We start from the raw sequence: 22,434 nt of genomic DNA on the forward strand, positions 1-22,434 counted from the left end.
GCAATGATGGCTGAGACGAATTTTAACGTTTTGAAAAGAGGATCGAACATGAAAAAAGAATCCATTTATGGATTAACTCTAGATCAGTTGACAGCATGGCTCATCGAGCGTGGACATAAGAAATCCCGGGCGTTGCAGGTATGGGACGCACTTTATCGGAAACGGATTACTGATTTTGCCGCGATGACGGAGGTTCATGAGAACTGTACCCGCCTGTTGGCAGAGCATTTTCCGATTGAAACATTGGAGGAACACGTAAAGCAGCAGTCGGCGGATGGGACGGTCAAATTCTTGTTCCGTCTCCAGGATGGAAATCTGATTGAGACAGTATTGATGCGGCACAAGTTTGGGCTGTCGGTATGTGTGACAACGCAGGTGGGCTGTAACATCGGGTGCAGCTTTTGCGCGAGCGGGCTGTTGAAGAAGAGTCGTGACCTGTCCAGCGGTGAAATCGTCGAGCAGATTATGAAGGTGCAGTTGTATCTGGATCAGGAACGTCCAGGCGACCGGGTCAGTCACGTCGTCGTGATGGGGATTGGTGAGCCGTTTGATAACTTCGTGAACCTGTCCGACTTTATCCGAGTCATTAAGGATCATAAAGGGCTGGCGATTGGTCCGCGTCATATTACAGTTTCCACGAGCGGACTTGCCGATAAAATTATTGAATTTGCCGATTCCGATCTGCATGTCAATTTGGCGATTTCCCTTCATGCACCGAATAATGAGACTCGTACCCGCATTATGAAGATCAATCGGGCGATCCCGATTGAGAAGCTGATGCAGGCGATTGATTATTATTTGGACAAAACAAATCGTCGTATTACGCTGGAGTATATTTTGCTGAAGGATATTAATGATACCAAGGAGCATGCGCTGGAGTTGGCTGAGTTGGTAGGCCACCGTCGTAATTTGGCAAATGTAAACCTGATTCCATACAATCCGGTGGATGAGCATAGCCAATACCAGCGGAGTGAGTCGGAGTCGATTACGGGCTTCTATGATGTTTTGAAAAAACAAGGCATTAGCTGTAGTGTTCGGCTGGAGCATGGAGTCGACATTGACGCGGCTTGCGGACAGTTGCGCAGCAAGCAAATCCGCAAGGATGCAAAAGGTAGTCGCAATCCGGAACGCGAGGCGATTAGTTAATACAGAAGCGTACTCTTTAACAGGAGTACGCTTTTTTATGCCTGGATTATTGAGGAGAAAGAAAAGCGCTCCTACCTAACTTAGTCTATAAATGTGAAAATAGTCACGTAATCATGGCTGTTTTTACGTTATAGTGAGTGGTTAGTGGAGGGGTTATATGGCTAACGTAATTTCGAATGTGGCGCTCGTTCCGGGCATTTATATGATGAAAATAGAGGGAACCTTTAAAGGGGAAATGGGCCAGTTTTACATGCTGCGCAGCGGAACCGGGTACCCATTGCTACCTAGACCTATCAGCATTTACGATATCGGGGATGAGGACATTTCCTTTTTATATCGGGTTGTTGGAGAAGGGACCCATTTGTTTTCCCAGTTGCAGTCGGGGCAGGAGATTCAGTTGGAAGGACCTTTCGGCAATGGCTTTCCTCAGGTAGAAGGCAGCTTGGCCTTAATCGGCGGTGGTATGGGCACGGCCCCCTTGCTGCTGGCTGCAAAGCATTATCCGCATGCACATGTTTATCTGGGATTTGCGCTGCAAGCCTTTGGGGTGGATGCTTTTGAAGCTGTGGCAGCATCTGTGCAGGTTCGTGTAGGGGGAAGCATCGTCGAGAAGGTCGATCCTCATCTCTATGCGAATATGTTTTCCTGTGGGCCGACTCCGATGCTACAAGCGCTTGCGGAGAAGACAGAAGGCTCGTCATCCCGTTTATATATTTCAACAGAAAGACATATGGCCTGTGGTATTGGCGCGTGTTTGGGCTGCACCATGCATACCCGTGGAGGTAATAAGAGGGTGTGTAAGGAAGGGCCTGTATTCCCGGTAGAGGAGGTGGATTTTGATGATCTCCATGGCGTGTAATATTGCGGGCGTACCGTTCAAGAACCCGATCATCATGGCATCCGGTACATTTGGGTTCGGGCGTGAGTATGCGGAATTTTACTCTCCTGAACTGTTGGGGGGCATCGTTGGCAAGGGATTAACCCTTCATCCGAAGGCGGGCAATACCGGATCACGCATACATGAAACAGCATCTGGTATGCTCAATAGTGTGGGACTGGAAAATCCGGGGGTTGCGGCCTTTTTGAAGGATGAGCTGGATGACATGACGCGCTGGGACACGGCTGTGATTGCTAATGTCGGTGGCTCGAATCTGGAGGAGTACGTTCAGGCTGTAGCCATGATTACGGAAAATGCGCAAAAACGGCGCACGATGAATCGCAGAGGCGTCGATATGCTGGAACTGAACATTTCCTGTCCCAACGTAAAGCAGGGCGGAATGCAATTCGGCATTCAGACGGAGGTGGCGCGGGACGTAGTACGGCAGGTGCGCAATGTAACGGCGCTTCCGCTTGTCGTGAAGTTGTCCCCAAATGCAGAGAATATTACGCAGATGGCGGTCATGTGCGAGGAAGAAGGCGCAGACGGTGTCTCGCTGATCAATACATTTTCTGCGATGAAAATTGATATACGTCGGCAGCGAAGTGTTTTTACGAATACGTATGCAGGTCTTTCTGGCCCGGCGATCAAGCCGATTGCCTTGCGCATGGTTCATCAGGTGGCGCAAGCAGTATCCATTCCGGTAATCGGGATGGGGGGCATCAGCTCGGTGGAGGATATTATCGAATTTACGATGGCAGGAGCGGCTGCGATTCAGGTGGGAACATACAATTTTGTCCACTTGCACGCAGGGGCCGAGCTGGTCTACGGTCTTGAACAATGGATGCTGCGGGAAAAGGTGCAGACGTTGGACGAGATACGGGGAATCGTATAAAATACTTCCTCATTTTCATAATGAAAGCACATAGAACCTCCCTGTCTGTTCAAGACAAGGGGGTTTTATGTTTATTTTACCGAAACATCCATGTGTATCTAGTGAGCAATATCTCACTTATTCAAAATGAACGAAATGGAGAATTAGTTCTTCCTTATTCAGCATATTGTTTTATTTCAGATAGAGGCTCCGTTTGTTGTCATTGGAGCTCTTAGAGTTTGCAGATTAAGAGGGAAATTGTCAAACAGTGTCGAATATCAAGGAATTAATAGGATAGAAGACATGCTCTTCTTCCCAATGGAGAGCTTGAGAAAGAAGCTAGGTGATGGGGTTGAGATTTAAAGGTAAGTCGAAACCGAGACGACAATTCAAAGTTTCGCTACAGTTTATGATTATTATTTTGGTTGTTTTAGTTATTATTATTTCCTTAATTATATCCTTGCTTCTCATTCGTAATTTCGTGATTAACAAGCATTTTGATAATACGAAGGAAAAACTTTCGGGTATTGCCAAGGTCATTGCAAGTGACAGCGATGTCATTCGAAATGTTGAGCATGGAGTTCCTGTGAAGCAGATCCAGGACTATTCGCTCAGAGTAATGAATAACGTTAATGTAGATTTTGTTGTCATTCTGAACCGTGATTTAATTCGACTATCCCATCCGGATGAAACGATGGTTGGCAAACCGTTCTCTGATCTGAATGATGCCAGAAGAGCGCTATCCGGTCAGGGCCATTTTTCCGAAAATATAGGTATTTTAGGCAAAGGCTACCGATATTTTACGCCGATATTTAATAAACAGAATGAGGTCATTGGCATTGTATGTGTAGGACTGACCATGAGAACCCTGAATCATGATTTGATGCAGGCGCAGTATACCATTTTTGGAGGACTGATGCTTGGGCTCTTTAGTGGGGTTCTGGGCGCTATCATCCTGGCTCAAAAAATCAAAACGATTTTATTCGGGCTTGAGCCGCAAGAAATAGCAGCACGATTACGTGAAAAAGAAATTATTGAAAATGAGGTCGCTGAAGGAATTATAGCCATTTCGGCTGACAAGAAAATTATACTCATGAACAAAGAAGCTCAGGCCAAGTATCAATTGGCGAACCAGGACATGGAAGCCCCGATTGGCGAGCAGGTCGATACCAACTTTTATAATGTGCTCTTCAAGAGAGTGTTTGATGACAAGAAGAAGATCAAGGATCGCTCATTTTATGTGAATGGTATAGAAGTCATTGCGACAGTAACCCCTATGTATATTGAAAATGAGTTTTTTGGAGCAGTTGCAACGCTGCGAGACCAATCCGAGATGATTCATCTTAGCAACCAGTTAAGTGGTACAAAATATTATATTAACTCCCTGCGCGGACAGACCCATGAATTTATGAACAAAATGCACGTCATATCCGGACTGATTGAGATGAGGCAATATGCAGAGGTCAGTCAGTATATTCAGCAGCTAAATCACCGGTATCAAAATGAGGTAGGCTTTCTGACCGAGAGAATTAAAGTTCCGGCATTAGCAGGTTTTATTATGGGTAAAATCAACGAAGCACGCGAACAGAATATTTCGGTTCTTCTTGAAGATAGCTCAAACGTCTCCAATGTGGAGATGCAGGACATCGTTCATGATGTCATACACATACTGGGCAATTTTTTTGACAACGCCATAGACTCGATTTTACAAAAAAAACAACCTGGTAGAATTGAGTTGAAATTGAACTATGAATGTGAGGGAAATGTATTCATTCTGAAAGTGAAAGATAATGGTATGGGGATTGATTATGAAATGCAAAAAAGAATATTCGAGCATGGCTTCTCAACCAAAGGTGAAGATAGAGGCTACGGCTTGAATCTGGTTAGAACCATGGTGGAAAATCATCAGGGGATCATTGAGCTTGATAGCCAACCGGGCCTGGGAACAAGTATATATGTAGAGTTGCCCTGTACATTGGAGGTGACAAATGAATGAAGGTTTTAATTGTTGAGGATGATCCCATGGTTGCTGAGCTAAATCAACAGTTTATTGAACGCATGGACAATTTGGATGTTGTATGTAGGGCAGATACTGTCAAGAAGGCACAGGATTGTCTTCAAAAATGGACACCAGATCTGGTATTACTGGACGTTTATTTACCCGGAAAAAGCGGCTTGACCTTATTATCACATATTCAGGAGCATCAGTATCACGCGTCGGTTATTTTAATTACGGCTGCAAAAGATATTCAAACGGTGAAGGAAGCTGTTTTTTATGGAGTTGCGGACTATTTAATTAAACCTTTTACATTCGAACGCTTTAAGCTGGCTGTTGAGAAAATCCAGCGTTTGGCTACGGTGATGGAGGAAGGGAACGGAATTAATCAAGCTGTCATTGATCACTATTTTAATAAAGAAGAGCATACGGGTATGGAGAAGAAAGAACCTTCTGAAAACCTATCCAAGAATCTTTCCAGAAACCTGTCCAAAAATTTGTCGAAACTGACCATGACCACGATACTGAAAAGCATCCAAGAGCTGGACGGTCCATTTTCCGTCGAAGCCTTAGCTAGAGAAGTGGACCTGTCTCGTATTACGGTAAAAAAATATATCCAATTCCTGGTGGAGGATAGCTTCTTGATTGAATCTATAGAATACCACAAGGTTGGAAGGCCGCTAATGCTCTATCAGGTGAATCCTAATTTAAAAGAACCGCTATTTCCATTGTAATTCTGGAAATAGCGGTTCTCTTTTGTCCAACGAGAGTGTTGAGCTTCCTGATTAGTTCATAGAAAGAACAGGAAGTGGGACCAGATTATCCGAAGATTGGGTCGTGAGTATATCATGGAAGTTGTCGTAGCTGGTTTCAATCATGTTGGATAGCGCCGTAACGGTATTCGAGCCGGCATGAGGCGTAACCAAAACTCTTGGATACAGCTCAATAAGCTTCTGGATCGTTGGATCGGGGAGCATTTGCCATGGGTCAAATGCTCTGAAAAATAATTCATCTTCTTTAGGGAAGACATCCGTAGCGAAGCCTTCCAGATGGTTGCTAAGCAAAGCGTCCAAAATGGCTTGGTTATCTTGTAATTCGCCACGTGAAGTATTGATTAGAATAGAGCCCTTTTTCATTTTTTCTAAAAAGCTGGCATTAATCATTTTGTCGTTCTGTCCCGGCAGATAAGGAACGTGCACACTGACGATATCACTCTCTGCCAGTAGTTTATCTAAGGTTGTAAATGGAATGACTTCCTTGGCTATGTCGGATTGGTACACATCATAGCCAATAACAGATGCTCCCAAGCCTTTAAACAATTTGGCTTCCGTCAGACCAATGCGACCGACCCCGATGATCCCAACTTTACAGTTATGGATCTCTTTGCTGAATGTATGCTCGTCCACAATGAAATTTTTGAACGAGCTTTTGGCAGTCATATAAGCTGTATGACGAAACAGCATCATAGCCAGAGTTAAGGATAGCTCCGCGATGGCATTCGGAGAGTAGGATGGCACGCGTGCGACCTTCATTCCGAATTCGCTGCAGGCATCCAAATCAATGTGGTTGATTCCGACCGTTCTGGTGAAAACATATTGAATGCCGTATTCCTTAAATTTCGTGAGATTCTCTCGATTCGCGGCACAGTTTCCTCTTAACAAAACGGCATCGTGATGCTGTGCCAACTCTGCATTGCTGGAGGTTAACAGTTCTTCTACCAACGTTAGTTGGAAGTTATATTTATTGAGGTCATGGAAATATGGTTGCTCATAAGAACGGACACCATAGCAAATGATTTTTAACATGTTGTTTTCCCCCTGATTTAGAAAATGCCAATTTTATCAATGATATTTAGCGTGATGATCCAAACTGGAATCATGACGACAGAAGTTATAGTAGATAGAAGCGATGCATTGGATGTCAATATGGCTTCCTTGTCAAAACTGATGGCATAGGCTGCCGCTACGGTAGCTGTAGGAGTAGCCATCATAATGACAATAGTAGATAAAGCGACAGAATCGACTGACAGAATATGAGATACAGTCAACAAGGCCAGTAAAATGATGTTAACAATGGGTACAAGCCAAACTTTAACTATGCTGTAATACCAAGAGGTCTTATCAGTAGCTGCCGATTTGAAGCTGATCTCACCCAATGTCGAGCCAATCGATAACCAGGCTAATGGAGAAGCTAGCCCAGCAAGGTAGGTCATGGGCTTGAACAACCAGACAGCGGTTTGATCAATTCTTAGAAAAGCAAACTGCTGAATGGCCCCATCCTCTGTAGCTACGCTCATTTGTGGCAAATAGCCCTGAAGCAACCAAACAAATAAGCCTAGAAAAGTGGCGATAACAATCGGATTTAAAAACATGGTTTTGAGATTTTTAAGCTCCATTTTTAAGCCGCTCATTTTGATATAGCCATAGGAGTATAAGAAAATGCGGTAGCCTATATTAAAAATGGAACTGTACATAACTCCGGTAGGCCCATAAATGGCCCCGACAATTGGAATTCCGAAAAAAGTAGTAGAACCGAAAATAGTCAACACTCGTAAAACATCCTGTTTATCCTTGTCGTAGCTCAGGAAGAAAGGTTTTGAAATAAAGATGAGAATAATATAAATGAGAATACCCCATATTAAAACATTCATACCTTGTTTTAACATTATAGGATTAATATCTTGCATGAAAGAATTAAAGGCTAGTGCTGGTAGAGCCACGGTTAGAACAACCTTGGATAACAACTTTCCTACTGCTGCGTTAAAAATCCCCTTCTTGCGGCAAAAGAAACCAAGAAGGATAATAAAAACGGTGGAAGCAATAGAACTGACAATTTTGTTATCTGTTAAGGTCGCTGTAATCATTTCTAGTAAAGACATAGATAAAACCCTCTCTTGTACCTTTTTTCACAAAAGTGACTATGCAATTCCCTGATCTTTTGGCCAAAGTGTTGGTTTGCACCTTTATAGTAAAATGACTTTGTGAAAAAAAGAACAATATGTAATTAATTTAACTTATGAAACTAATTTAAAAAATTTATACGTTACATCAGATGGGAAAATGAGAGGTACTCACCAACATACATGCTATAATATAAATCATTAAACCCCACTTAATCAGTGGGTTAAATAGAGGAAACAAGCAGGAGGAACCTATGAATCCGATACAGCATATACTGGACGAATTTTCGTTGATCGTGCTGGATGGCGCAATGGCTACGGAGCTGGAGCGTCACGGGCATGATCTGAACGACAGCTTATGGTCGGCTAAAATACTTCATGAGCACCCGGAGTCTATCAAGCGTGTGCATAGAGACTATTTCGAAGCGGGGGCAGACTGCGCGATCACTGCGAGCTATCAGGCTACCGTTGAAGGCTACGTCAAACGGGGTTTAAGCGAAAATGAAGCGCTGGAGTTGATTCAGTCCTCGGTACGGATTGCCGTACAGGCGCGGGATGAATTTTGGGCAGACATTACGGCTGGTGCAAAACAACAGCAGCGTCCCAAACCGCTGGTCGCGGCCTCCGTCGGCCCCTACGGGGCGTTTTTGGCGGATGGATCTGAATACCGTGGTGATTACAAGCTGAGCGAAGAGCAGCTTGTCGAGTTTCACCGACCGCGTATGAAAGCGCTGATTGAGGCGGGCGCAGACATTTTAGCCTGTGAAACAATACCATGTCTGGTCGAAGCCAAGGCCATCACGCGATTGCTAAAGGAATTTCCCGGTACGTATGCCTGGATCAGCTTTAGTGCAAAGGATGGGCAGCACATCAGCAATGGGGAGTCCGCCGCTGATTGCGCCGAATGGCTGGATGAGCATGAGCAAGTGGCTGCCGTAGGTATTAATTGTACTTTGCCGCAGTACATTCCATCACTCATCCACGAAATGCGCAGTCATACAGATAAGCCCGTGGTGGTGTATCCCAATCTGGGGGAGGAATATGACCCGGTTACCAAGACATGGCACGGTACGAGCTGTACCGGGACGTTCGGGCAGAGTGCCCGCCAATGGTATGAAGCAGGAGCCCGTCTGATTGGTGGTTGTTGCCGGACTCAGCCGGAGGATATCCAAGGGATTGTGGCATGGTCGAGAGACGCATAGGCGGGGCTGAGCGTAAGATGAAGAAGGCAATTCATAAGGGGCGTCCTCCCAATGTACTGTAAAAGTAAACAGGCTGAACCAAGTGACTCTCCAGTAATGGAGGGGCTTGGTTCAGCCTGTTTTTTGTAATGACGACTGGATCTTCGCATCATGCAGGCGTGACGTACAACAGCAGGATAAGACCCCACTGGGTACGATGTGCTCCATGATCTCCGGTTAGCTGTCTGACAGCCGTTCCAGCAACGCATCCCCGTTCTGACTTACCCGAATGTAGGCATAATGAGCGTTCTGTTCAACATTACGCCCGGTTCCCTCAGGGATGAAATAATTCTCAATACCGTACTGAATACGTGAACCATTCCATTGTCCATTTAGAATAACCTCATGATTGGCAAGCTTTTCACCATCCTGGTACAGTCGATCAGCGATATATACTCCTTGGCTACCCGGCGTGAGAACGACTTTAACCTTGCCCCGGTTCCAATTGTCCTGCGAAAAAGGGGTAGAGATATCGTAATTCAGCATGACATAATCGCCTTGTAACAGAGAGCGAGGGTCTACAGGAGCCAGTTTGAGCTTGATGGAAGCGCCTGTGGTAAGCAGGGTTTCACTTCTCACGGTCTGATAGCCGATCACACCGAGCTGTAGCACGATGACTACAGCGATCAGCAGCGGGCTTAAGCGCATGAAGCTAAAGCTGCGGTGGTCGGCCTCAAACGCTGTCTTGCCGCTATGGGCCATCCGCCGATCCGCCCACCACGTAATTCCGAGTGCAATGATACCCAGCAGCGCCAGCGTAAAGGACTTATACAGTAGCGTCCACAACAAATCATAGTATTTGAAGCCAATAAAAATAAACCAGAACGCTACGCTTGTGATGGCCTCCGATCTATGTTTTAGTCGGATGAAGGCAAAGACCATGCCTGTAACGATAACGAAATAAAGAATGTTAATCAGCACATAAGAGTGTGGAATGACATCCTTGAAAAAGGTCGCCCAAAACATAAACAGCAAGCTGAAAAATAAGGAGCTATCCCGAAGGTGTTCCCGCGATGCCGTCTTGGGTATAAAATAACTTGCTGCATACAGCACAGCATTGACCAAGAAAAGAGAAAGGATAATGTACTCAAAGGACCAGTTCCAAGAATCCCACTCCTGAAACTGCTGAAATAGAATGGTCGCCAAATTCAGGTTTACAAAGGTATAGGTAAAAAAGAGTTGCCTTTTCCCTTTGGAGCGAAACCATCCGGCGATGGAAACGATCAGAAATAATACCGAAAGCAACGTTATATCTGACCATAAAATGGCTGCCCAGCCTGTAATATAGCTGATCGTCAACAGGGTATAACGTATTACAGAATCCAGCTTGGATTCCGGAATGACAATCATCGAAATCATAAGCAGCAACGACACACCCAACAGTACATATTCGGTGTGGTTTACATTCGTGCTAATGTTAATCAGTCCGATCAGGGATATACTTCCAATCAGCACTCCAACCACTTTGATCACGCGGGATACGGTTTTGCTGATCCATTCACTGCTACGTTCTTCGGGAACGGTTGTCTCAGTCTTTGATGTACTGATGCCCGTTGTCTCCGTATCGGATTTTGCGATATCCCCTTTGTTCTCGTTGGATATTTCCCCAGCTTCCGGCGGTGTTTTCCCCAAACGATTCAAATAACGGAAAAACCATACATTACCCGTCAACAGCAGCGCCACAAAAATCAACCCAAAGACAAAGAACAGCGATGAAGAGTACGCTTCCGCCAGCTCGATAAATTTAAAGACAGCAAAAGCGGAGGTCGCCAATGCATTCAAGGTGAGCAGCGTTTTACTCAGTCGGACCTTGGTAAACACATAAAATCCAATAGCGATTACAGCGATACATGGTATGTTCATAATGAGACCATATTCATCCAATGCAAAAGAGTTAGTCATCGTCAGAACGGCTATATGGAAAACGATAAAGCTCATATTTTTCAGCGGTCCAGAATGTATACGATGAAGGAACGTCAATAGAAACAACACCAGATTGACCAGTGCGAACAATCCGGCGATGGACAACGATTCCAGTTCGCTGTAAGGCGCGCTTTGCATCGTAGGGTAAAAGTAGAGCCACAAGGCGAGATGAATCAGCACAAAAGACAGCATATAAAAAGGATTGTAGCGGGTAATCCAGCTTAGCAGCAGAGCCGGAACCGACCAAATTAAAAACAACCCGTAACTATCCGCGTGGGAATTGTATATTTGACCAAGCAACGCCACGGAAACGCCAAAGGCTATACAGCCAGCTACCAGAAATACATTCGACAGAAAGGCTTGCTGACTGGGAACAGCGCGTACACGTGCAAATACAAAGGACAAACCATAGAACAGAACGATAAGCGCAGCAGCCAGCACAATTTTGGCCGTCCGATCCAGCCCACCCCAATTGGAGGCGAAAAAATAAATAATCGCGGCCAGTACCAGTGAGATGCCCAGCAGATAGCCCGTACGTATCGCATTGAATCGCAGCATTTGTTTCACGTACCTTTCCTGTTGGTTTGATGCCTATTATAGCGTTGAAAGGGCTAAGAACCAAATCGGAATTAGGATCAGGTCATAAAAAAAGGAGAACCACCGTACACGGTTGTTCTCCTGTATCGCTGCTGAACTCCATGCAAGCATACCCATACTATTATCCAGATGCTGTTTTTCCACACCTTGCCACGCCTCGCTACATGCTAAGCGTTGGCGTGTGGAACTCTTGCCGGGCTTGATGTCGGAACCGATGCTCACGTGGCGGAATCCCTGCCGTTTTCTTAAATGCCTTGGAAAAGGTGGACATATCCGTGTAGCCGATGGACTGGGCAATGATCGACAAATTGTAAGTCGTTTGCTCCAGCAATCTTTTGGCCTCATCGATTTTGAGGTTTTGCAAATACTTGGCGGGGGAAATCAGGAAGGTGGAATGGAATTTGCGTGAAAAATGCGCGCGATCCACGCCTACATGCTCGGCAATCTGTTCAATCGTAATTCGGTCACAATAGTGCATATCAATGTAATCTTTCCCCTGCTGTAGCCAATAGTCGGAGCATACAGAATTGCGTAGTGTGTCCGATGTGTTGCGGGACAGCTCCTCGAAAATCTGGTGCAGTGTAATGAGACGCGAGAGATCGCTGTCACGTCTGCTGTTGTCATTTACAATGGAAAACAAATTCGAGATGAGTCCAGTGACTTCCTCGCTTACTGCGTTGGCCAAAAAAGGCGTACAGGGCTTAATCCCGATTCGCTCCAGCAGCGCAAGGGATTTGGGTCCCTCAAAAGCAATCCATACCTTTTGCAGCGGGTTCTCCTGATCCGTGTAATATTCATGTGCAAGATGCGGGAAGAAGCAGAACAGGTCGGACTTTTGCACATGATATTTCTTTTGCTTATAAATAAACTCAGCCTGACCGTCAAGCACAAAAATTAAATAGAAATAAGGCACAGCCTTGGGGCCGACATGACAGCTGGTCTTGGAAATATCCATACCGAGCCTGACTGGCCATATCGCGCTGGATTTTTCCAATTCAGTAGCTGTGAAATAATGGTCTTCCACGATGTCGAAGTGATCTTCGTTCTTTACTCTTTTCACAACAATGTCACCTCTCCTTTGGTGGAGATAAGGGGGTTTTGATTTTATTGTATATAAAGGAATGTATAATTACAAGTTAATTCATTGGAATTTAGGGTTATAAAATCAAAACTTCTGCATAACCAGCCGATGGAGGACGCTGTCCTGAACCAGCTGACGGATCGGGCCATTCGTGAAACATCCGAATTCAAGTAACTGTCATGAATTAAAAGAATAGGTAACGAAACGAAAACAGGGCTCCTTATGCACACCAGCACAGGAGTCCTGTTTTCTATTGTCTCTCAGCATACCGGGTTATTTCGCAATAACGGTCATAAATGGAGCGCGTTCAACGGCTGTTGCCCCGGCATTGTTCAAAATCTCGGTGTTCTCATCGCTATTCGTAATGACGATAGAGGTGGTGGTGTCGTACCCGGCAGCCTTGATCGGGCCCGCTTCAAACTCCAGTAGTACATCTCCCGTCTGTACTTCATCACCTGCTTGAACATACGTCGTAAAAAATTCACCCTTCAGCTTCACGGTGTCTACGCCTACATGAATCAGCACCTCGGTTCCGTCATCGCCGACAATGGCTACCGCATGTTTCGTTTTAGCTACGGTAGCGATTTTACCCTGAAATGGGGCGATCACCCGTCCGTGATCCGGGATAATAGCCAACCCTTTGCCCATGGCAGCAAAGCCGGGATCGCTAACTTCGCTTAGTTCAATGATAGTTCCGTTCAGAGGACCGTATAGCACTTTTTCTCCTGATAGCGGCTTCATCTCGTCTGAAGTATTCTTTTCATTGTCACCTTCGTCTTCCACATTGTCAGGCTCTTTAAATCCAAGCAGATAAGATACAACGGCCCCGATGGTAAAACTGACGACGATACCAATAATCACATAAACAAATGTCGGGCCAGCAAAGATAGGCAGGGATTGTAAACCGCTTGGAGCCATCGTAATCGCTTTGGCCCCTACAGCGCCGGGAATAGCTCCACCAATGGCCCCGCCAATCATGCCTGCATAAAAAGGTTTCTTCAGTCGCAGTGTGACTCCATAAATTCCGGGTTCCGTAATCCCCAACAAGGCGGAGAGCAGAGAAGAGCCGGAGAGTGATTTCAATTCTTTGTTTTTGGTGCGTAGCAGAACGCCTAAGATCGCACCTGCTTGCCCCATAACCCCCATAAATGTTGCCGGTATTGTATAATCATAGCCATTCACAGCCAGGGATTGCACAATGATTGGGATTAGTCCGTAGTGCATGCCTGTGATGACGAGGGCTTGAATGGAGCCACCCAGAATAAACCCGGCCAACAGTCCGGACGTATTAAACAAGAAATTAATGGCGGTTGTCACTCCATGAGCTGCATACGTACCCACAGGTCCGATGGCATACAGGGCTAGAGGAATCATAACCAAAAGCACTACTAATGGTGCTAATACGATTTTTAGTACATTAGGTGTACGTTTGTAAACAAATTTTTCGACATAAGACGTTAACCAGATGGTTAGCAAAATCGGAATGACCGTAGAAGCGTAATTCACCAGAGGGATGTTCAGGCCGAGAAAATCAATCGTGCTGGCACCGCCGTTTTTTAAATCCAGTAAATTGGGATGGAGCATCGCCGCGGCAATCGTTGCAGCTATAAATTCGTTGGATTTAAACCTTCTGGCAGCGCTTATGGCAAGCAGTATAGGCAAGAAATGAAATATGCCGTCTCCAATAACGTTTAATATCTGGTAAGTACCACTGTCTTCGGAAAGTACATGGAGTGTGGTGAGAATAGCCAGTAGCGCTTTGACCATCCCGGCTCCAGCCAGTGCAGGAAGCAATGGTGTAAAGCAGCTCGCGATCGTCTCCAGAATATTATTGAACCAATTCTGCTTTTTCTTGGGAGCAGATGAACCTCTTTTATCCCCTGAACCCAATTGAGCAGACTTCACAAGCTCTTCATAGACGTCGGCTACTTCGTTACCGATAATGACCTGATATTGTCCGCCATTTAGGGTAACTCCTTTAACGCCCTTCAATTTCTGTATTTTTTCTTTGTTGGGTACGCTTTCATCATACAGTTTGAAACGTAACCGGGTCATGCAATGAACGACGCTCTCGACGTTTTCCTCGCCGCCGACGCCCTCCAGGATATCCTTGGCTAATTTCTGCTTATCCATTTTAACCCCTCCAGCATACTTCTTTAATGCCTGGCTCTTCCAATCTCGAAAGAGCCAGGGTTATGAACATCACATCATGGCTGCATCGTTAACTGAACGGGTCCAATCAAGCCAGTAGGCTCCTGTAACAGATACTGTGAAAGGAAGTCGGCTTGCTCTTTGACGAGCGTGTTGGTTACTTCAATGACCAGCGTATTTATACCTGGGACCAACGCTTTGGTGACATCAAAATCATATGGTGGGCAGATCCGGCTTCCGACCGAGTGACCGTTGATCCAGACTTCAGCGACTTCATATGCTTGCCCAAGTGCTAATCGCGCCTGCTTTGGCATAGCTGTGACCTCAAAATCAATCTGGTATCTCACGCTTCCTACGAACTCTGGGTATAAATCCGGGGTCGCTAAATTCACCAGTTCTTTCAGTTCAATCTGTTCGCCAAAGTGAGGATATTGCTCCGCAGAGGCCAAGGAAACCTTCCACTTTCCCCCGATTATCGTTGTTGTAGCATCAGATAAGTTGGTTTTTGGAGTTGACACGGATACCAGTTTCTCATCCAACCTGCTGTTGAATATAAAAACTTTGGATTCATATGCACTCAGTGTCAGAGACAGAGTCGTTCCGGCGGGATGGACACCCGAATCCAACTGTACAAGCTGGTTCGTCAAAGCGTCATACTCATATACGTTGCCGGACAATGGAATATCAATGGATGAAGTCATAGACTCATAGGGGTGCTCGTTAAAAAACATGAACACATCTCCGTCCGCTTGCTGGTAGTGATAATAGCGCAGATACGGCTGGTGATCCGATACATTTATTTCATAGATACCTTCATCACGCAGTTTTTCAGCTATAGTTTCCAATGAAACCAGTCTGGAATTCTTGTGTTGACGGATTTTGTCCAGCACTGTTTCTGCACCGCTGCCCTCACTGAAGCGCTCAGGGAAGCCTCCTACAAAGAATACGCGCAGTCCTTGATCCAGCCCGTCTCCTAATGCGGTTAAAAGGGAGTAGGGGAGCGCTTCAGCATAAGGAATGACCACACATGCAAAACGTTCGCTGTTTACAACGAGCTGTCCATCTGTGACGATTGCGTCAACTAGCGTATCAGCAGGCACAATATCAAATTCAATTTGATGCTGAGTCAGCTCTCGTGCCGGCTTTTGGAACAGCATATAATCCCCTGACCATTCTGCTTCTGCATGATACAGGATTGCTGCCTGAGCGATATGGATGCCATCCGTCAGCAAGTGACTCATGCGGTTCATATACTGCATCAGAATGTGCATGTATCTGAACTGCGGATCTTTCCCGTCTGCATAGAAATGTGGGGGGCAATCCGGGTCAGGGAACGGTTTGGGCGAAAAGGCGTGCGGAACAAAATAGTTCACTCCCCGAACCAGCATATGGTCCGTGATCCATTTCATCAGCTTGAGTCCTTCTGCCCAGCCATAAGCGCCATATACTTCGCACATCGTACGGCCTTTCTTTTTGGGATCTATATGCCCCAGAGAAGCCCCCATTTTCGCCAATCCATAATGAAAAAATTCTCCATCCCAGCCCTTTGAGGTAAAGGATTTGAAGGTTCCACGATCCATGCCTGGCATAATTTGATGCAGCACCACATCAATACCGGACATATCCTGTTCCCACAATCCCCGGTAAAAATGCCCTGTTCCGTAGCCAAGTCGCGCATGAGCATTGTTGTCCTCGATCAAATGACCGATGTATTCGACCCCATGCGAACGGCACCATCCGCCAAGCTTGCCGGTAAAGTGATCGGCATACAGTTGGCTGACCAGATTCATGTAGGCATAACGGACGTTGTGCGCCTGCGCTCCCCCATCTACGGACAGCAAAGGCAGCAAACGCAGAACCTCTCCAGATAGCAGCGGCTTCAGCAGATCAAGCATATCGTCGCGCCACGGCAGCACCATATCGAATCTCCCGATGGAACCGAACGCGCCATGCATATTCCCAAAACGGGGTTCATCGGAGAAAAAGCCTGCAATAGTGGAACCAAAGTCCGCCTCATAATGCTGCCAGTGCGCTTCGTATACCGTATCAATCAGGACCTGCGTCGCTTCCGGTACAATCGGATTCAGGTAGCCTTCCGTTTCCTTTTCTCCACCGTAAAAAGTCTGCACCAGTGTAAAGATTCGCCATTCTCCCTCCGGCAAATCCCAGTACACCTTGCCATCATGCAAATACTGGCTAATATCAATCAAAGTATCAGTGTCAACCTCATCCATGTTCTGTTTCTTGGCAGCAATGACACCGATAATCCGGTCTCCCGGGTGCGGGGCCGCCCATTTAACCAGAAAACTGGCGTGCTTCAGTGGACCTGCAAAATCCTGTTGATGTGTTTTCAGGAAGCTTTTTTGCAGATGTGGAAAATCACTTTTGATTTTCCCGACGGCATATCCGGTTGGGAAATGGGAATCATCCAAAATCCACACCTTCATGCTCCGTTTCCGGGCTTCATCTAAAATAATGTCCATATCTCGCCACCATTTGTCCCCGACAAAGTCAGGATGCGGCCGTGACTCGACACATACGGCTTGAATGCCCGTACTTTGCATTTTTTCCATATAATCTCTCAGCGTACTTTCATCTTCACCATGCTGCCAAAAGAAAGGGAGTATATAGTTGTCTTGCCGACCGGCGAGCACGTCTTCTATTTTTTTCATGGATATCCCCCCGGAATATTTATAATTTTTTTTATGGAATACTACTTTTTTGCCGAAGAAAATATTCTTAATAGTGTACTTTTATGTGTATTGTAATATTTTAGATATAAATGATAACTTCTCTTTCTATACTCACATGATAACGCTTTTATTTAGGGATATTAATACCGAAACACAAGTTGTTGACTGTCCAAACTTAAGGTTATAATAATAGGAGGGGTGATGGGGTTAATGGAACATGATGAATTGGATCGCAAGCTGCGTAAATTGACGGCAAGTGAGGAAGCCTATCGAGAACATCCGTATCTGTCCGAGAAATATAACAGCATTAAACAGATTGAATATAACGGCCAAAAAGTGTTTGTGTTTTATTTGGAGGGCGGCAAAATCAAGATTACAAAGCACAGTCGATTTGCTGAGGTTCCTATGCATATCCACAATGATATTGAAATGAATTATGTCTATTCGGGGCAGTGTACACAGATCATCAACAATCAGACGGTGACATTAACCGAGGGCCAAATTTGTATTGTAGATACCGAAGCGCCACATGCGATTTTGGCGACAGGCGAGAATGATATTATTGTGAACATTTCAATGAGCAGAGAATATTTCTCAACTTCTTTTCTAAGTCGCTTGTCCAGTCGCAGCATGATTACGGACTTTCTGGTGAATGCAATTTCGGATAATCAGACGCACAACAGATACATTATTTTTCATTCCGAAAACAGCAGAAAGCTCGGCTTGTTTATGCGGGAGCTTCTGTGTGAATATTATGATCAATCCCTGTGTTCTGAAGAGATGATCGACTGTTATATGGTCTTGATCTTTTCTGAACTATTGCGCGTATTCCAATTTGATACGAACCAGAAGCATGCCAAATCGTCTTCCCATCCATCCGTCATTGAGATTCTTCACTACCTGGAAGAGAACTTCCAAACGTGTACGCTTGCTTCTACAGCAGAGCACTTTAATTTCCATCCGAACTACCTGAGTGCGCTACTTAAAAAATCGACCGGACGATCGTTTAAACAATTGATTTTGATCCACCGAATGACGCGTTCCTCGCTCCTTCTTTCCAATACGGATACACCTGTCTATCATATTGCGGCCGATATCGGCTATGATAATTTGAGCTTTTTTTACCGAAAATTTAAAGACTATTTCGGCGTAACTCCGAATGAATATAGAGAGAAGCATAAAGTGTAATATCCCGATATGCATAACAAAAGCTCCATGGCTGGTTTGAGACAAGCCGTGGAGCTTTTTAAGTTGTGAGCTATGAGGTTAGCCTATGTTTATACGTTGAGGATTCCTTCTTTTGGAATAACGTTAAAGGCTTTGGCCAGATCCGCCAATTCCTGATCCGTAATCCGCTGCTGGATATCATGCTTAGCAATGAGCATATAAATTTGCGCCGCTTTTTCAATCGTTTCAATCAGGCCAAACGCTTCATCAATGGAGCTGCCTGTTCCGAAAATACCGTGATGAGGCCATAATACGGCGTGATGATCCTTCATTTTTTTGGCCGTTTCGCGGCCGATTTCGCTGGAGCCCGGTACCATCCAAGGGATTACGCCGATACCGTCTGGGAAGACGACAATACATTCGGTACACATTTCCCACAGTGTTTTGGTAAACTGGTTTTCGTCCAGACTATGAATGAAGGTCATGGCAATGACATGGGTGGCATGATTATGGATTACAACACGATGGTTAGGATCGACCTTCAAGCGCTCAATGTGGCTCATAAAATGAGACGGCAATTCGCTGGTAGGTACCGCGTCATGCTTGAGGCCCCACAAGACTTCCAATTGCTCGCCATCCTGCGAGACACGGAGGACACCTAAATTGGCTTCTGGATCGGAGATTACGTTTTTAAAATACTTGCCTGATCCGGTGACGATAAAATATTTGCCTGCCAACTCATTCACAGGAAAAGCAGGTTTGATCGTACGAATAACATGATGGATATCAAGATATTTGGATACCTCTGCTTCATCCAGAATATAACTGACATTCCCTCCGTTACGCTCATCCCAGCCGAATTTCCACATGTTTTGCGTAATTTCCGCCATCTCGCGGACGAATGGAATATCCAGCTCCGATTTCCGTTCTTTATGATTCTCCAGTACAGTAGTCATGGATGATCTCTCCCTTTGGATGATTTAAACATACAAGCTTATACATGCGGTAATTACCGTTTTAGCAGTACCTGTTGTTCATAGTTTTTTGCTTCGGCCAGCCATTCTTCACGAACGGGGACACCGTTTTGAGCGCAATAGTAATCCCATACGGCCCCGAACGGATATGATTTGAATTCTTCGACAAGGGCAAGACGAGTGGTAAAGTCCCGTTCCTCTTCCGCCTGCTTCAATGCTTCAATCGGTTCCAGCATAGCGCGAAGGAGCGCTTTGATCGTGTTGCGTGTTCCGATGACCCATGCAGCCACATGATTGATGCTGCCGTCAAAGAAATCTAGGCCGATATGGGTTCGGGAAAGCAATTCTCCGCGAACCAGCTCACGGGCAATGTCGAGTAATTCGTCGTCCATGGTCACCACATGATCGCTGTCCCAACGAACGGGTCTGCTGACATGGAGCAATAATTGATCGGTGAACATCAGCACGGAAGACAGTTTATTTGAAATGACTTCAGTCGGATGGAAGTGACCGGAATCGAGACAAATGGATTTACCCCGAGTCAGCGCATAACCCATATAGAATTCATGCGAGCCAACGACATAGCTTTCCGAACCGATGCCGAACAGCTTGCTTTCAACCGCATCTATGTTGTATTCTTCACTGATTTTTTCACTGAAAATCTCGTCCAGAGAATCTCTAAGGCGTTCTCTTGGAGCCAAGCGGTCAATCGGGGTATCCTTGTAACCATCCGGCATCCAGTGGTTGGTAACACATGGCTGACCGAGCTCTTTTCCAAAATACTCCGCAATCCTACGTGATTTTTTACAGTGTGTGATCCAGAAATTGCGAATTTCAGGGTCCTTGTGGCTCAGCGTGAAGCCGTCTTCCGCTTTGGGATGGGAGAACAAGGTGGGGTTAAAATCAAGCCCCAATCCCTGCTGTTTGGCCCAGTCTACCCAGTTCTGAAAATGGCGCGGCTCCAATTGATCCAGATCCACTTGTTCTGTGGTATCCGCATAGATCGCGTGCAGATTGACCTTGTGTTGACCCGGAATGAGCGACAGGGCTTTCTCTAAATCCTGACGTAATTCATCCGGTGTACCTGCTCTGCCCGGGTAGCTGCCTGTTACAGCAATGCCCCCGCTAAGCTGTTTGTCTTTGAACAGGAACCCCTGAACATCATCTCCCTGCCAGCAGTGTAATGATATTTTGATCTCTGAAAGCTTCCGTAAAACGTCATCCACCTGAATACCGTGGCGGGCATACAGCTTTTTTGCTTCGTTATAACTGACTTCAATGGCTTGATTCATGGGTTTACTCCTTTATCGAGATATCTGAATAGAGGACGCTGTTTGCTTCCTGAGATTTTCCCAGCGTTCCAGAACTCCTTCCAGTCCATCCACTGTCCTCGGTTGATATAACTGAGTCGGGAAGGATTGGGCAATGACACTGCCAGCAGCCTGGAGATCCTCAAGAGCACCAGTGCTGATGAGCTGCACGACAATATTACCGATGGCGGTCGACTCGGAAGGTCCAGCGTGAACCTCAATCCCCAAAAGATCGGCTGTTAGCTGACATAGTAACTCGTTGTTAGCGCCTCCGCCGACAATGTGCAATTGAGTAACCGTTTCGTCTGTTAAACGCTGTAGCTCATGTAAGGCATCCCGGTAGCTCAAGGCCAGGCTGTCGAAAATACAGCGGGCGAGCGAACCCGGTGTCCGGGGAATGGGTTGCCCCGTTTCCTCGCAGAACCGTTGAATTTCAAGGGTCATGCTATCCGGGTTTAAAAATGCGGGCAGGTTACAGAGAACGAGACTGGCAAACGGCGTTTCTGCCGAAGCCAGTTGGGCCAATTCGGCAAAGCTATGAGCGGAATCGCCCTCTTTTCTTACCTCCTGAATCATCCATAGGCCCATAATGTTTTTCAGAAAACGGTACGTATCGTAAGCTCCCCACTCATTGGTGTAGTTCGCCTGCATGGCTGCCTTGGTATTCAAGGCTTGTCGCCGCTCCATACCCAGAAGTGACCACGTTCCGCTGCTGATATAGGCCCACGATTCTTCCCGCTTCGACGGAACACCCGCCACAGCCGATGCTGTATCGTGTGTAGGCACGACAATGAGCTGGCAGTCTGGAAGATCGTACTGCTGAGCAAGCTCCGGTAAGATTGCCCCCAGAGTCTGACCGGGCTTGGTAAGCGCTGCAAATTGATTACGGCGAAGACGGAGCAGGGACAGTAGTTCTTCATCCAACTCCCGGGTATTCACATTTAAAAGCTGCATGGTAGATGCATTTGTCGTTTCATTCATCATGATGCCCGTAAGGCGGTAATACAGATAATCGGGAACCATCAGAATTTTATCTGCTTGGGCGAGCTGTTCCCGATCATGGACGAACAGTTGATACAGCGTGTTAAAGTTCAGCTCCTGAATGCCTGTCTTCTCATATACATCTTCTCTGCTTATGAGCTGGTGCAGCTTTTCGGGTGCATGAAGAGTTCGTGCATCGCGATAGGCGTAGATATCATGAATGCGACGACCTTCCTGATCCAGCAGGACGTAATCTACAGCCCATGTATCTATGCCGAGCGTGCAGGAATGAATCCCTTTCTGTTTGGCTTTTTGCAGTCCTTTTATGATCTCGTCAAACAGATCATCGACATTCCAGTAATCATGTCCGTCCCTTTCCGTAAAGGAGTTGCCGAACCTGTGAAGCTCTTCCAAGTGAAGCTGGCCACCTTGCAGGGTTGCACTTACGAGTCTTCCGCTTGAAGCCCCAATATCAACAGCAAGATAGTTATCCATATAAAATCTCCTTACGTGGGTGAAGTCCC

General features: G+C 45.9%; 16 protein-coding genes. 7 read left to right on the forward strand and 9 right to left on the reverse strand.

The window, feature by feature from the left end:
* The first annotated feature begins 48 nt into the window (after positions 1-48).
* The 5 genes from rlmN to ABH897_RS07350 all read left to right on the forward strand — a co-directional run bounded on the left by rlmN (position 49) and on the right by ABH897_RS07350 (position 5,627).
* Positions 49-1,146 (forward strand): dual-specificity RNA methyltransferase RlmN, encoded by a 1,098-nt coding sequence (gene rlmN, locus ABH897_RS07330; protein ID WP_283653892.1) that lies wholly within the window; start codon positions 49-51, stop codon positions 1,144-1,146.
* 157 nt (positions 1,147-1,303) lie between these two features.
* Positions 1,304-2,005 carry a dihydroorotate dehydrogenase electron transfer subunit gene (locus ABH897_RS07335; RefSeq protein WP_283653891.1) on the forward strand — a complete coding sequence of 234 codons (702 nt, stop codon included), beginning with the start codon at positions 1,304-1,306 and terminating at the stop codon, positions 2,003-2,005.
* Complete coding sequence (locus ABH897_RS07340) at positions 1,986-2,918, forward strand: dihydroorotate dehydrogenase (RefSeq protein WP_404520573.1); 933 nt, start codon at positions 1,986-1,988, stop codon at positions 2,916-2,918. The genes ABH897_RS07335 and ABH897_RS07340 overlap by 20 nt, the downstream gene beginning before the upstream one ends.
* 388 nt (positions 2,919-3,306) lie before the next feature.
* On the forward strand, positions 3,307-4,893 hold the full coding sequence (locus ABH897_RS07345) for an ATP-binding protein (protein ID WP_404529675.1): 1,587 nt from the start codon (positions 3,307-3,309) through the stop codon (positions 4,891-4,893).
* On the forward strand, positions 4,890-5,627 hold the full coding sequence (locus ABH897_RS07350; RefSeq protein WP_283653889.1) for a response regulator: 738 nt from the start codon (positions 4,890-4,892) through the stop codon (positions 5,625-5,627). Before ABH897_RS07345 ends, ABH897_RS07350 begins: the two co-directional genes overlap by 4 nt.
* 51 nt (positions 5,628-5,678) lie before the next feature.
* Here the strand turns inward: ABH897_RS07350 and ABH897_RS07355 are convergent, their stop codons facing one another.
* Together ABH897_RS07355 and ABH897_RS07360 are read right to left on the reverse strand one after the other, a co-directional pair.
* Positions 5,679-6,698: a 2-hydroxyacid dehydrogenase gene (locus tag ABH897_RS07355; protein ID WP_404520568.1), complete on the reverse strand. Its 1,020-nt coding sequence runs from the start codon at positions 6,696-6,698 to the stop codon at positions 5,679-5,681.
* 17 nt (positions 6,699-6,715) lie between these two features.
* Complete coding sequence (locus ABH897_RS07360) at positions 6,716-7,771, reverse strand: AEC family transporter (RefSeq protein ID WP_283653887.1); 1,056 nt, start codon at positions 7,769-7,771, stop codon at positions 6,716-6,718.
* A gap of 275 nt (positions 7,772-8,046) precedes the next feature.
* On the opposite strand from ABH897_RS07360, the gene mmuM reads away from it, so the two are divergent.
* Positions 8,047-8,994 (forward strand): homocysteine S-methyltransferase, encoded by a 948-nt coding sequence (gene mmuM / locus ABH897_RS07365; RefSeq protein WP_283653886.1) that lies wholly within the window; start codon positions 8,047-8,049, stop codon positions 8,992-8,994.
* 216 nt (positions 8,995-9,210) lie between these two features.
* On the opposite strand, the gene ABH897_RS07370 is transcribed toward mmuM, so the two are convergent.
* From ABH897_RS07370 to ABH897_RS07385, 4 genes are all read right to left on the reverse strand, one after another.
* Positions 9,211-11,514 carry a GDYXXLXY domain-containing protein gene (locus tag ABH897_RS07370; RefSeq protein WP_404591770.1) on the reverse strand — a complete coding sequence of 768 codons (2,304 nt, stop codon included), beginning with the start codon at positions 11,512-11,514 and terminating at the stop codon, positions 9,211-9,213.
* A 199-nt stretch (positions 11,515-11,713) separates the two neighbouring features.
* The gene (locus ABH897_RS07375; RefSeq protein WP_404520566.1) at positions 11,714-12,613 is read right to left on the reverse strand and encodes a helix-turn-helix domain-containing protein; all 900 of its coding nucleotides are present in this window, start codon (positions 12,611-12,613) and stop codon (positions 11,714-11,716) included.
* Between the two features lie 294 nt (positions 12,614-12,907).
* Entirely contained in the window at positions 12,908-14,767 is a 1,860-nt protein-coding gene (locus ABH897_RS07380) for a beta-glucoside-specific PTS transporter subunit IIABC (protein WP_404520564.1), read from the reverse strand.
* Between the two features lie 74 nt (positions 14,768-14,841).
* Complete coding sequence (locus ABH897_RS07385) at positions 14,842-17,457, reverse strand: glycosyl hydrolase (protein ID WP_404520562.1); 2,616 nt, start codon at positions 17,455-17,457, stop codon at positions 14,842-14,844.
* Positions 17,458-17,679: 222 nt separating this feature from the next.
* Between ABH897_RS07385 and ABH897_RS07390 the strand changes: the two genes are divergently transcribed.
* Positions 17,680-18,666, forward strand: a complete 987-nt coding sequence (locus ABH897_RS07390; protein ID WP_404520560.1) for an AraC family transcriptional regulator — start codon at positions 17,680-17,682, stop codon at positions 18,664-18,666.
* An 89-nt stretch (positions 18,667-18,755) separates the two neighbouring features.
* Here the strand turns inward: ABH897_RS07390 and rhaD are convergent, their stop codons facing one another.
* Genes rhaD through rhaB form a run of 3 tightly spaced genes read right to left on the reverse strand, consistent with a single transcriptional unit; the run spans position 18,756 to position 22,405 of the window.
* Positions 18,756-19,601 (reverse strand): rhamnulose-1-phosphate aldolase, encoded by an 846-nt coding sequence (gene rhaD / locus ABH897_RS07395; protein WP_283653881.1) that lies wholly within the window; start codon positions 19,599-19,601, stop codon positions 18,756-18,758.
* A gap of 53 nt (positions 19,602-19,654) precedes the next feature.
* A complete protein-coding gene (gene rhaA / locus ABH897_RS07400; RefSeq protein ID WP_404520557.1) occupies positions 19,655-20,911 on the reverse strand; it encodes an L-rhamnose isomerase in 1,257 nt (418 codons plus the stop codon).
* Positions 20,912-20,923: 12 nt separating this feature from the next.
* A complete protein-coding gene (gene rhaB, locus ABH897_RS07405) occupies positions 20,924-22,405 on the reverse strand; it encodes a rhamnulokinase (protein ID WP_404520555.1) in 1,482 nt (493 codons plus the stop codon).
* Positions 22,406-22,434 lie beyond the last annotated feature (29 nt).

It is taken from the genome of Paenibacillus sp. RC73 (assembly GCF_044908085.1).
GTDB lineage: Bacteria > Bacillota > Bacilli > Paenibacillales > Paenibacillaceae > Paenibacillus > Paenibacillus terrae_A.